At 35.1% G+C, this 12,681-nt stretch carries 14 protein-coding genes, 1 pseudogene and 1 other annotated feature; all 15 genes and pseudogenes read left to right on the top strand.

The genetic code is table 11. The annotated features are described in order from the left end of the window. Positions 1-30 precede the first annotated feature (30 nt). The 15 genes and pseudogenes from J2R98_RS04825 to J2R98_RS04755 all read left to right on the top strand — a co-directional run bounded on the left by J2R98_RS04825 (position 31) and on the right by J2R98_RS04755 (position 12,678). Entirely contained in the window at positions 31-1,755 is a 1,725-nt protein-coding gene (locus J2R98_RS04825) for a sensor domain-containing diguanylate cyclase (RefSeq protein WP_307066612.1), read from the top strand. A gap of 156 nt (positions 1,756-1,911) precedes the next feature. Beyond that, on the top strand, positions 1,912-2,745 hold the full coding sequence (locus tag J2R98_RS04820; RefSeq protein WP_307066610.1) for a hypothetical protein: 834 nt from the start codon (positions 1,912-1,914) through the stop codon (positions 2,743-2,745). A 169-nt stretch (positions 2,746-2,914) separates the two neighbouring features. After that, positions 2,915-3,552 (top strand): annotated as a pseudogene (gene radC, locus J2R98_RS04815) (RadC family protein). Positions 3,553-3,793: 241 nt separating this feature from the next. After that, positions 3,794-4,819, top strand: coding sequence for a rod shape-determining protein (locus J2R98_RS04810; protein WP_307066929.1), 1,026 nt, complete (start codon positions 3,794-3,796; stop codon positions 4,817-4,819). Between the two features lie 17 nt (positions 4,820-4,836). Then, positions 4,837-5,703: a rod shape-determining protein MreC gene (gene mreC / locus J2R98_RS04805; RefSeq protein WP_307066608.1), complete on the top strand. Its 867-nt coding sequence runs from the start codon at positions 4,837-4,839 to the stop codon at positions 5,701-5,703. Further along, positions 5,703-6,227, top strand: a complete 525-nt coding sequence (gene mreD / locus J2R98_RS04800; RefSeq protein WP_307066606.1) for a rod shape-determining protein MreD — start codon at positions 5,703-5,705, stop codon at positions 6,225-6,227. Before mreC ends, mreD begins: the two co-directional genes overlap by 1 nt. A 23-nt stretch (positions 6,228-6,250) precedes the next feature. After that, complete coding sequence (minC, locus tag J2R98_RS04795; RefSeq protein WP_307066604.1) at positions 6,251-6,922, top strand: septum site-determining protein MinC; 672 nt, start codon at positions 6,251-6,253, stop codon at positions 6,920-6,922. A gap of 1 nt (position 6,923) precedes the next feature. Then, the gene (minD, locus tag J2R98_RS04790) at positions 6,924-7,718 is read left to right on the top strand and encodes a septum site-determining protein MinD (protein ID WP_307066601.1); all 795 of its coding nucleotides are present in this window, start codon (positions 6,924-6,926) and stop codon (positions 7,716-7,718) included. 200 nt (positions 7,719-7,918) lie between these two features. Next, on the top strand, positions 7,919-8,662 hold the full coding sequence (locus J2R98_RS04785; protein ID WP_307066599.1) for a M23 family metallopeptidase: 744 nt from the start codon (positions 7,919-7,921) through the stop codon (positions 8,660-8,662). Position 8,663: 1 nt separating this feature from the next. Beyond that, positions 8,664-9,506, top strand: a complete 843-nt coding sequence (locus J2R98_RS04780) for a site-2 protease family protein (protein WP_307066597.1) — start codon at positions 8,664-8,666, stop codon at positions 9,504-9,506. Continuing rightward, positions 9,507-10,922 carry a ribonuclease E/G gene (locus tag J2R98_RS04775; protein ID WP_307066594.1) on the top strand — a complete coding sequence of 472 codons (1,416 nt, stop codon included), beginning with the start codon at positions 9,507-9,509 and terminating at the stop codon, positions 10,920-10,922. 40 nt (positions 10,923-10,962) lie between these two features. Beyond that, positions 10,963-11,035, top strand: a sequence feature (ribosomal protein L21 leader region). Between the two features lie 13 nt (positions 11,036-11,048). Then, positions 11,049-11,357: a 50S ribosomal protein L21 gene (gene rplU, locus J2R98_RS04770; protein ID WP_307066592.1), complete on the top strand. Its 309-nt coding sequence runs from the start codon at positions 11,049-11,051 to the stop codon at positions 11,355-11,357. Positions 11,358-11,368: 11 nt separating this feature from the next. Further along, positions 11,369-11,701, top strand: coding sequence for a ribosomal-processing cysteine protease Prp (locus J2R98_RS04765; RefSeq protein WP_307066590.1), 333 nt, complete (start codon positions 11,369-11,371; stop codon positions 11,699-11,701). Between the two features lie 14 nt (positions 11,702-11,715). Beyond that, positions 11,716-12,006: a 50S ribosomal protein L27 gene (rpmA, locus tag J2R98_RS04760; RefSeq protein ID WP_307066588.1), complete on the top strand. Its 291-nt coding sequence runs from the start codon at positions 11,716-11,718 to the stop codon at positions 12,004-12,006. 138 nt (positions 12,007-12,144) lie between these two features. Beyond that, positions 12,145-12,678 carry a Spo0B domain-containing protein gene (locus tag J2R98_RS04755; RefSeq protein ID WP_307066586.1) on the top strand — a complete coding sequence of 178 codons (534 nt, stop codon included), beginning with the start codon at positions 12,145-12,147 and terminating at the stop codon, positions 12,676-12,678. Positions 12,679-12,681 lie beyond the last annotated feature (3 nt).

Below are 12,681 nucleotides of genomic sequence, written 5' to 3'. Positions count from 1 at the left end.
GAATGATTTCCTTAAAAAAGGGGCCTTTATATGTCAAAATCTAAAAATGTTATCGTTTGGCTTATATGGTTAGCAGTGTTTCCGACCTCATTGGCATACTTGTACATAGCAATTGAACCTAACTTTACAGGATATTGGTTAGATCTACTAGCCTTTGCGATTGTGGTTTGTGCTGTAGCTGCTTTTCCAATTCAAGTTGGGTCTATTACGATTTTCTTCATAAACGGTGTAAGTTTTGCTGTGTTTTTATATTTTGGTTTATTTGCCGAAATTATAATTACTCAACTCGCATTAGTTGCACTATTTATAAAGATTAGGCTAAAAAAATCAGAGTTTCATAGAATTGCAACAAACTCAACCATGCTTCTTCTAACCTCAATTTTTGCGGCAGTAGTATATTATGCGTTAGGTGGAACTCACGGCGTACTATCATTAAGTACACTTGATGAAATCATACCACTAGTCGGCTATGTGGTAGGGTCAATTGTTGTTAACCAGTTTCTTTTAACGATCATTGATGTTTATGTTAAAGGTAATAAGTTCACTGCAGTTCCCAAATCTTTATTTATTGATAGTTTAACAACAGCTATGATTACTCCAATTGGCATCATTCTTTATATACTATATTTAGAGATTGGGATTCCTGGCATTCTCATCGTTAGTTTTCCAGCGATATTACTTTCAGTCGTAATTTCTACATACCATAAGGGTAGACGAGTAAACACTTATTTACATGAGACGAGTGAAATCGGTCATGAATTGTCGAAGAAGTTAAATGTGAAAGACGTACTCGATACGTTTATAGCAAGAGTAGAGAATTTAATTCCGATGTCTTATATATATGTTTATGATATTAACAATTCTACACAATCAATGCACTTGATTCGTTATGTAGGAAGTGAAGGTAAAGAGAAAACTGACGAGATGTCTTTAAGTTATGGTGAAGGGTTTGCAGGTCAAATTTATAAAAAGCAAAAAGCTTCCATCATTCTTAAGCGTAATCAGTTAAGGAGTATACCTGGGATAGAGCTCCCGGAGCAAGTTCACAGTGTAATTGGAGTTCCAATTTTAAGGAATAACAATGTCGTTGGTGTTCTAGTTATTGCATCTAAGCATGTAAGAGCCTACGAAAAATATCACCTAATGTTGCTCGAAATTCTTGGTAACTTTCTTTCAGTTGCAATTGAAAATGCAAGGCACTATCAGTCAGAGAAAAACAAAAGTCAACGTGATCGATTAACAGGCTTATATAACTATCGGTATTTTACTGAGCACTTAGAAGGTTATGCACTAGATTTAATGGAAAAAGGCTTAGAGGAAAAGTTATCCGTTATTTTATTTGACCTCGATTCATTTAAAAAGTTAAATGATACATATGGTCACGAGGCAGGTAACGAGGTTTTAATAGAGTTAGCTAGAAGACTAGAAGAATATGTTGGTGACCGTGGGATTATAGCTCGTTACGGTGGTGAGGAGTTCACGGTACTTATAAAAGACCTTGAACACGAAGACGCAATTAAACTAGCTGAAGATATACGCTTTATGATTGCTAAAGATCCATTTGTCGTTTATGAACATATGATTGAAGGAGAAGATTCAGTAAAAGTATATGTAACAGCAAGCATCGGGGTTGCAACTTACCCTGATCATTGTGAATCTCCTGAAGAACTTATCAGACAAGCTGACCGTTCAATGTATGTAGGTGCTAAGCGGAGTGGTAAGAATCGTGTTGCATCAGCAGCTGTTGCAATGTAACTAACTAATCCGAATATGCTCATGAAAAGTGACCCCTATTTTAAAGTAGGGGTCATTTTTTGTCTGAAATTGAATAAACTATATGACACAATTTTATCTTTTTTTTAGTTGAAATATGATAGGATTTCAACCAATAAGGATGAAGGTGGTTAAAATATGGACGAGCGTAAAAAGGTTAGAGTAACAATTAATCAGGATTCTAAAGACCATCGTTCACATGACTTAGAACAAGTTTTGACACCGAAAAGTAGAGGGATACATAGTTTCTCTAGTAAAAAGAAGTTTTCAGTTACTGTACTAAGAGCGGTTATTTTAGCTGTTGCTTTAGGAACACTATTCGGATTCGCAATGATGTATTTCTTTGACTTGTCTACTGATCAAACCCCTGTCGGGACTCCTGTTGAGACAATTGGTACTCAAGATGATGATGAAGGAGAAGAAGGACAGAGTGAAGGTGTGAGTAACCAAGGTGATTCGACGGTGTTTCAAACGAACTTATCCACGCATGAAGTTTTCCAATTGGGGGTTTTCTCTTCGGAGGAAAATGCTAGAGAGATGCAGTTGCACTTAGACTTAATTCCTTCGGTTGTGACAGAAGATAATGGTCAATATGTGCTGTTAACGAGTTTGTTACAGGACTCTTCTTTAGAAAGTGAAGTTATTAATTACTTTGAATCGAATGGTCTTGAAAGAAATGAAGATTATATAAGTAAAACTTGGACATTTTCAAGTGAGGAAGTAGAAGTTCCAGGAGCTGTTCATGATTGGCTAATCCATGGTGAAGAGCTTATTCAGCAAACGGAACTGAATGATGAATGGAGAGAACGTGTAGAAGACTGGTTATCACAACTACCTAATCATTATAGTGATCACAACTATTTAGACGAGGCGATTAATATTATAACGGATCATGCCAGTAATGAAGGTGAACAACTTCTACAAAATAAAACCTTACTTTTAACAATTTATTTATTTTATGATGCAATTTAGTTTAAATTTTAAAAAATGGAGCGTTTTGTTTCTTCAAAACAAATCACAGAATTTAATTCAAGTTTATAAAAGGGAAAATGAGTTTTTCCCTTTTTGTTTTATTATAAGTAGTTTTTTAAAATATACATGTCTATGTTTTATGAGAGGAGCATGTATATTGAGTAATAACATTTTAATTAGAGATGTACCTGAAAGTGACCGACCAAGAGAAAGGTTAATTGAAGTAGGGCCACAAGCTTTATCTAACCATGAGTTAATAGCTATTTTAATTGGCAGTGGTTCTAAGGGCCAATCAGCAATATCGTTAGCTACACGTTTATTAAAACACTTCGAAGGTTTGTTACTGCTAAGAGATGCCTCGATTAATGAGTTAACAAGCATTAATGGTATCGGTGTAGCTAAAGCGGTACAATTGATGGCAGCGTTAGAATTAGGTAAGCGAATCCATACTTATAAGACGAGTGATCAATATGTAATTAGGAGCCCAGAAGATGGTGCTAATTTCTTAATGGAGGATTTGCGTGGCTTAAAACAAGAACACTTTGTTGCGTTGTATTTTTTATTGGTAGTCTTAATTCTTCTATTGTTCATCCTCGTGAAGTGTTTAAAGAAGCTATTAAACATTCGGCTGCTTCAGTCATTTGTGCTCATAACCATCCATCAGGAGATCCTTCCCCATCAAATGAAGATGTCCATGTAACGAGAAGATTGTATGAATCAGGTAAAGTCGTAGGGATTGAGTTATTAGATCATTTAGTCATCGGGGACCATAAGTATATTTCAATGAAAGAAAAGGGGTACTTATAGTTTAGTTTTAATTAATATTTTCATAAAAAATAGTTAAAAAATCACATATATTTGAACCGTGTTAACCTATCTATTTTGAATTATTTTTCGTATAATATATATAATAAAGTGTTTTTAAGCACCATCAATTAAAGAGTTTTAAATAATTGTGGTGCTTATTCATGTTTTAAACATTAAAAGCGTATTTTATAGTATCAATCTTATTTTTACAGAGGGGCGATCAAGATTGGGAACATCATTTATGAACCGAGATTTCGGTATAGATTTAGGTACGGCTAATACGCTTGTTTTTGTGAAAAATAAAGGTATTGTATTAAATGAACCAACTGTTGTAGCAGTAAATAAGCATACTAATGAAATTTCTGCAGTTGGAAATGAAGCGAAAAAGATGGTGGGAAGAACACCAGAGAATATATCAGTTATTCGTCCAATGAAAGACGGTGTAATTGCAGATTTTGATACGACAGCTGCTATGATGAATTACTACGTAAGTAAAGTTCATAAAGCAAAGTCAATCTTCTCAGCTAAGCCAAATGTGATTGTGTGCGTTCCTTCAGGGATTACAATGGTAGAGGAACGAGCTGTGCTTGATGCTACTAAACAAGCTGGTGCTAAAGAAGTATATCCAATTTCAGAACCATTTGCAGCAGCAATAGGTGCTGACTTACCTGTTTGGGAGCCTACTGGTAATATGGTTGTTGACATTGGAGGAGGCACGACAGAAGTTGCAATTATTTCTTTAGGCGGTACTGTTACTAGCAAATCGATTCGTATGGCTGGAGATAAAATGGATCAACAAATTATTACGTATATTCGTAAAAAACATGGTCTGTTAATTGGAGAATCAACAGCAGAACAGTTAAAATTTGAATTAGGTGCTGCACGTAATGACGATCAACGTGGTAAAATGGACATTAGAGGTCGTGACCTTGTCACAGGACTTCCTCAAACTGTTACAATTCATAGTGAAGAAGTAGTTGAAGCTATTAGTGAAACGGTAGAAGCAATTATCGAAGCAATTAAAAACACACTTGAGAGCTCACCACCAGAATTGTCCTCAGATATTATAAATACAGGCATTGTCTTAACAGGTGGGGGAGCATTATTGAAATATTTAAATGAGGAAATAAGTTATGCTACTGATATGCCAGTTTTCATTGCAGAAAATCCTTTAGAGTGTGTTGCAATTGGTACTGGCAGAGCTTTAGATCAACTTGAACACTTCAAAAATGCACCAAATGTTGCAGAAAGAAATACGCTAAATTAAGAGAAGGTGTAACGTTTATGCCATCGTTTTTAAGAAAGAGAAAACTAATTGTATTTTTAGTAGGGATTATACTAATTGTCAGTTTAATTGGTTATTCACTAAGGTCCGATAGTGGCGAGAGTTTACCAGCTCAGTTTGCAATTGACACAGTCGGATTCTTTCAAAATATATTACACACACCGTTAAATTATTTTGTTGAAATTTTTGATTCCGTTGGGGAAATAAAAAATGTATATGAACAAAATAAAGTGTTAAAAGAAGAATTACAAGATTATAAAACGTTAGCTTATCAAGTCAATGAATTAGAAAATGAAAATGAAGAATTAAGGGCAATGGCTGAAGTTGAGTCAACACTTACCGATTATCAAACACTAAATGCTTCAGTTGTCGCTAGAAGTCCAGAAAGATGGTTTCAACAAGTGACCATTAATCGAGGTAAACAACATGGTGTTGAAGCTAATATGGCTGTAAGAACAGCAGAAGGCATGGTTGGTAAAGTGATTAATGCCTCACAATTAACGTCAACGGTTCAGTTGTTAAGTGGGTTTGGTACAGAACATCAAGTTTCTGCGATCGTTGATGGTGATGATTCGATTTTCGGTTTAGTTGAAGGATATGATAGTGATACAGAGAAGTTAGTTTTCCGCGAGCTGACTGGAGAAGATGAGCTTGAAGAGGGACAAGCTGTTGTAACTTCTGGTTTAGGAGGCGTTTTCCCTAGAGGGATTCTTATAGGTGAGGTTAGCTCAATTGAATTAGATTCATATGGATTAACTAAAGTTGCGTATGTAGAACCGGCAGCAAATTTACAAGATATAAGCCAAGTTATGGTTGTTGATCGCGATTTGCATTCAACCGTTATTGATGAAGAGGAGGAAGAGTAATGAGAGTCTTCCTTCTACCTTTGTTTATGTTTATTTTCTTTGTGTCTCAAAGTGTCGCTGTTGAGCTAATTCCGCAGTCTTTTTGGCTTGATAGTTTATACTATATTCCGCATTGGACATTGATTTTTGCCATTTTAATTGTAACGTTTTATGACCGAGAGCATAGTTATGTAGGTCTTATAAATGGACTAGCCTTTGCATTTCTTACAGACTTAGTTTATACAAATATTTTAGGTGTGTATTTTTTAGCTTATGGTTTGGCGCTATATATGGTACATGTGTTAAAGCGCTATCTTCACAAAAACCTTTTAGTCGTTTTGTTATTTTCTATTTTAGGATTGGCAGCAGCGGAGGTCTTAATCTATAGTTTATACTTCATTATTGGACAGGTGGATTTAAGCTTTAATGCTTATTTGATCAATCGTTTAATTCCTACGTTATTAATAAATATATTATTTTTATTCATAATATACCCTATTTTTATTAAAAAACTAGTAAAATGGAAGTATGAATTAGAGAAATAAAAGTAGTAATGGGGTGTCCCAAGATGACAGAAGCTAATCTCTATCTTACAATGAAAGGTACAAATGAAGGGATTATTGTATATTTAGATGATCAATGCTCATTTAAAGCCTTATTAAATGAATTAGGTAGTCAAATGAAATCAGAAACAATTGAAAATACGACAGAAGTCATTATAAATTGTCAGAACAGATATTTACAAGATTGGCAACTAGATGAGATTAGGCAAGTGGTGGAAGAACAAAGCTCATTAAAAGTGAAGTCAATTGAGTCAAATGTGTTGTCGCATGAAGAAGCGTTAACGTGGTTTGACCAAACGACAATCAAACCGTTTGTTAAAACTGTCAGGTCTGGACAAGTGTTACATGTTGAAGGTGATGCTTTAATTTTAGGTGATATTAATCCAGGTGCAACTGTGAACGCTACTGGCAACATATTTGTAATGGGACAATTGAAAGGTATAGCTCATGCTGGTTATGCTGAGGGGACAGAGCATGTTGTTGTAGCATCTTATATGAACCCTAACCAAATTAGAATCGCTAATAAAATTAGTAGGGCACCTGATTATGAGGTGCAAGGTTCAAGCCAAGAATTTGCATATATTAATCAAGAAACTGGACAGATCGAGCTGGACCAAATACATAACCTTCAAAAAATCCGGCCAAACTTAACGGATATAGTAGAAAGGGGATTATAAAATGGGGGAAGCAATAGTTATTACTTCTGGTAAAGGTGGAGTAGGTAAGACAACGACAACAGCCAATATTGGAACAGCTTTAGCTTTACAAGATAAAAAGGTATGCTTGATTGATACAGATATTGGTCTGCGTAACTTGGATGTTATTTTAGGTTTAGAAAATAGAATTATTTTTGATATTGTTGATGTTGTTGAGGGGCGTTGTAAACTCCAAGCAGCCTTAGTGAAAGACAAACGTTTTGATTGCTTACACTTATTACCTGCAGCTCAATCAAGTGATAAAAATGAAGTGACGCCTGAAGGTATTAAAGAATTAATTGATGAATTAAAGCCGGACTATGACTACATATTAATCGATTGTCCTGCTGGTATTGAACAAGGATATAAAAATGCTGTAGCTGGTGCGGATAAAGCAATCGTCGTAACAACTCCTGAAAAATCTAGCGTTAGAGATGCTGATCGAATTATTGGGTTGTTAGAACAAGAAGAACTAGAACCACCACATCTTGTTATTAATAGAATTAGAAAGCATATGATGGATAGTGGTGATATGTTAGACGTTGATGATATCGTATCGACGCTGTCAGTTGAATTGTTAGGTGTCATTATGGATGATGAAGATGTAATTAGAGCTTCGCATCATGGTAATCCAGTCGCTTTTCAGCCAGATACGAAGGCTTCAATTTGTTACCGTAATATCTCTAGACGTATTCTAGGAGAATCAGTACCATTAATGTCTTTCGATGAAGACAAAGGAATCATGGTTAAAGTAAAAAAACTACTAGGTATGAAATAAGTAGGAGACCGAAGAAGGATAGTTGTAAAAAGATAAACCCGGACGAAGTCTATTTCTGATTTCGTTCGGTTTTTTGTATTAGTGTAGTTCTAACACAAACTTCTTTCACTTTGTATAAAAATTCTGTTTATCTATTAACTTAATCATATTTTCACTTATTCCGAATAGGCTAGTACAAATGAGAAAAGGAATGGTGAAATATGAGTAGAAAACTAAATGAAATTAGACATAGTATTTCGAAGAGAAAAAAGACTCAACGTTCAAAACTAGAAAAAGATGCTCCGTATTTGCCTTCTCGTGAAGAAAGCCATGGATACATGCCTTTATCTGAGTATGATTCACAAGGTTTTCCGAGAATTAAAGCTTCTTATATGTCCAAGCTATTGTTATCTGCATTTATATTCTTTTTAACTTTTTTTATTTACTATTCACCTGCGCCTTGGATGAATCAAGCGCAAAAACAAGTTCATGGGTGGTTGACAGAGGACATGCCTTTTGCGACGGTACAAGCTTGGTATGATTCCCACTTTTCTTCACTGTTCGTATCTACAGCATTGGATCAACCAGCAAGTCAACAGGACCAAATGGTTGATACAGTACCAGTCAGTGGGTTGCATGTCGATAGAGTGACAGAAGCTTCTGAAGGTGTGTATATAGAAATTCATGAAGAAAAGGGTGTTTACCCTGTTGAGCGTGGAACTGTCTTATTTGCTGGTAATATGCCCGATACAGGGCGAACGATCATTGTTCAACATGAAAGTGGTGAGAAAACAGTGTACGGTAACCTAGCTGAAATAGATGTCTTTCATTATCAATTCGTCGATCCAACTAAAAAGATGGCAACGGTGAAACCTGATGAACTAGTAGGACATTCAAATTTATATTTTGCTGTACAAGATGGAGAAGATTATATTGACCCATTACAAGTCATTTTAGGAGATTAATATGGCAGTTGTTCAAAAAATACAACTTCACCCTCTATTTATGATTTTATGTGTCGTCGCATACTTTTTTGGGCTATTTGTAGAATTGTTTTGTTTAACTTTAATCGTGTTCATTCATGAGATGGGACATTATATAGCAGCTAGATATTTTAAATGGAATGTATCTAAAATTGTTATATGGCCATTTGGTGGTGTAATGGAAACAGAAGATTACTATAATAGACCGAGTAAAGAGGAATTGATTGTAACTATAGCCGGTCCAATTCAACATGTATGGTTGTATGGGGCAATTTTCATATTGAGTTATATTGGGGTGCAGGAAAGCTTTTTGTTCCTTTTACTGGCGATGAATACGGCTATTCTTCTTTTTAATTTATTACCAATTCTTCCGTTAGATGGCGGAAGAGTTATTTTTATTGGTTTAAATAAACTACTCTCGTTTCATAAATCTATTGCTACAATGACGTTAGTTTCAATTATTTTAATTGGTTTCTTAAATGGTATACTATTATTTGTAGGTTGGTATAATATTCAAGTAACATGGATTTCTATATTTTTATTGTTAGATAATTGGTTTACGTGGAGAGAGAAACATGTCTTTTTATTAAAGCATCTCCTATCGAGGTACTTTGTTCAAAATGTGGATCGTTCAGACATTCAATTGCTTCAAGTCCCAAGTGGAACTCCCGTTAATGAATTAGTAAAGTTGTTTAAGAAAGGTTGTTATCACTATATCCACATCGGACAAGATATCATCTTAAGTGAGGATGAATGTTTGAAAATCTTGTTTACTAACCGCGATCGCACAATATCTGACGAGAAGATAAAGGCAGAGGTAGTCTAAATGAGGAAAATATACTTACAAACGAAAACATCCCATCAAATGATCTACGATTTCGAGGATGGTCATTTAACAAATATAAAATATCAAAAAGCAGAGCACCTTCAAGTTGGTGATATTGTTTCAGGAATAATACATCAAGTTGATAAAAGGTTAAAAGCAGCGTTTGTCGATATAGGCCAAAGCGATTTGGCCTATTTGGCATTTGAAAACGTTTATAATGGTCAAGTACATAAAGGAGAGCGCTTAATTTTACAAGTTGAGCGTTTGGCAACGAAAACTAAAAAAGCTTCTTTAAGTACCATGATCCAGTTAAAAAGCGATGCTTTAGTATATTTGCCATTAGAGAACTCTATTAACATATCTAATAAGTTAAATACTGATGAGCAAGAACAACTTAAAGAGAAGTTGGACCATATTGTTGATCATGGAGGTGTCGTTGCTCGAACGGTTGCAGGACAATTAGATTATAATGAATTAAAACAGCAATATAATCAATTAAAATCTAAGTGGGACACCGTCAGTCGTCATAACCAAAGTAAAGGTGTTCTATTAAAAGAGCAAAATTTATTTAGCCAGCTTCTAAGAAGTGTTTCATGTAGTGCTGTTGATGAATTGATTGTTGATGACTTAGACAAGGTGCAAATATATAAACAATCTTTTGATCACCTTAGTCATTTAATTCAGTATGATCGGCAATTTTATTCAAATAAACCGATTTCAATAACGGAACTGTATGAGTTGTTAGCAAACCGTCATGTTAAGCTTAATAACGGTGCAACAATCACAATTGACCAAACAGAAGCCTTAACAGCCATTGATGTTGATTTTGGCTCATTCAAGGATGAGACGAGCAAACATCCCCCGTATATGGACATTAACGTAAAAGCAGCTAAAGAAAGTGCAAAACAAATTCGTAATCGTAACATATCAGGAGCGATTGTAATTGATTTTCTAAATATGAAAACTAAGCGTGAACAGCAAATGGTCATGAATGTATTCCGTGAAGAAGCGGAAAACGATGACGCGCAAGTGCATGTCGTTGGGTTTACTAGACTCGGGATGTTAGAAGTTACGAGAAAGCGTATAAATGAAAATATTTACCAATTTTTAGGTGTTGATGAACGGTCTTTAGGAATAACCGATGCATTTTCATATAAAGAGCTTGAAGAGAATTTGTTAGTTTATGAAGCTAATCCTGATGTTGATTGTGTTTTAGTAGAGGTACAACCTCACCAAATAGTTAATTGGAAGGCGATGATTGAAAGAATCGCTCATCATCACCGATTCCACTTTGAATGTTACATTAGTCAAAATGGCTCTTTACACACGCCTTATAAATTATATAAAATAGGTGACGTTAATTGGTTATTATCTCGCCAAGAAGAAGGTCAATTAAATATTGACAAAGTTTTTTAAGACGTGATAATATCTATATGTTATGTTTTTAAATGTAGCACCCGTGCTACAACCGCTCAGAGAAGGTTTTTAAACTCAGTTGAGTACCTTTAATGGCGAGTCTGAGTAATTAGAGGAGGTGCAAGTATGTACGCAATTATCGAAACAGGTGGCAAGCAAATAAAAGTAGAAGAAGGTCAAGCTGTATTCATCGAAAAGCTTGATAGTGAAGCTGGTGAAGAGGTGACTTTTGACAAAGTACTTTTCGTAGGTGGAGATACTACAAAAGCTGGTGTTCCATACGTTGACGGTGCGACTGTAACTGGTAAAGTTGAAAAGCAGGGTAAAGGTCGTAAGATTACTGTTTTCAAATATAAGCCAAAGAAAAACTACAAGCGTAAGCAAGGTCATCGTCAGCCATACACAAAAGTTACAATTGACAAAATTAACGCGTAAGGATTTTAGACATGATTGAAGTAATTGAGCAACGTAACTCAGATGGAGCAATTGAAGGTTTTCAAATGTCAGGCCATGCTAATAGTGGACCACATGGTCAAGATTTAGTGTGTGCTGCAGCATCTGCTGTTTCATTTGGTACTGTAAATGCCATTATTTCAATGTGTAAATGTGAACCTTACATTGAACAAAGTGAAGATGGCGGTTTTCTAAAAGTGGTTTTACCTGAACAATTGTCAGGAGAACGCTTGAGTAAAGCACAAACACTTTTAGAAGGTATGTTTGTCTCGCTTGAAACAATCGAAAGAGACTATGGACAATATATACACATCTCAAAACCTTAAGGAGGTGCATGTCAATGCTACGCTTAGACTTACAGTTCTTCGCACAGAAAAAAGGTGTTGGTAGTACGAAAAACGGTCGTGACTCTGAGTCAAAACGTTTAGGAGCTAAACGTGCTGACGGCCAATTCGTATCTGGCGGTTCAATCCTTTATCGTCAACGCGGTACTAAAGTTTACCCTGGTCACAACGTAGGGATCGGTGGAGACGATACATTATTCTCAAAAGTTGACGGTGTTGTTCGCTTTGAACGCTACGGACGTAACCGTAAAAAAGTAAGTGTTTACCCAGAAACACAAGAAGCATAATGAGTTAAAAAGCCGGCTCTAAAGTTAGAGTCGGCTTTTTTGACTTTTTACTAAGCTATACTTATGTTGTCCAACTTCATCTAGAAATGCGATTTAAAATCATGAATTAAGTTATGGTATGATATAAATAAAATCATAATGAAGGTGATGAGGTTGAATACGAGTGAATTTTTACAGTGGCTCAGATTGTATCGGCACGACCTTATGAATGACTTACAAATTATTCAAGGATATGCCACAATGGGTAAGTACGACAAATCAAATGAGAAAGTCAATCAACTAACTGAACGATTAAAAGATGAACGACTGTTACAAGCATTGAATGCTGATCAATTTGCTTATTGGTTATTAACTTTATCCTTAGCTGAAAAGCAGTTGGAAGTCACTTATGATATTGACGTTGAAGACAGCGACTTAAAAAGTATAGATGAACAAATGAAAGTAGATAGTGAAAACATAATCGAAAGACTTTTTAAACATATTAATGAGTATGAAATAAAACCTGTTCATATCGTGGTTTCTGGGCACAATTCAACTCTGTTATCTTTTGAAATCGTACTGAATAAAGGTCAACATGAAGTTTTTATGAATGATTTAACATTCAACGGAAAATTACAAAATAAAACAAGTGAAGATGAAAGTTTAAAGTTTACGATAGAATACATCAATTGATGG

Source organism: Alkalibacillus filiformis (genome assembly GCF_030814115.1).
GTDB lineage: Bacteria > Bacillota > Bacilli > Bacillales > Alkalibacillaceae > Alkalibacillus > Alkalibacillus filiformis.
The sequence above is the reverse complement of the archived record's forward strand: the minus strand, read 5'-3'. Positions and strand labels throughout refer to the sequence as shown.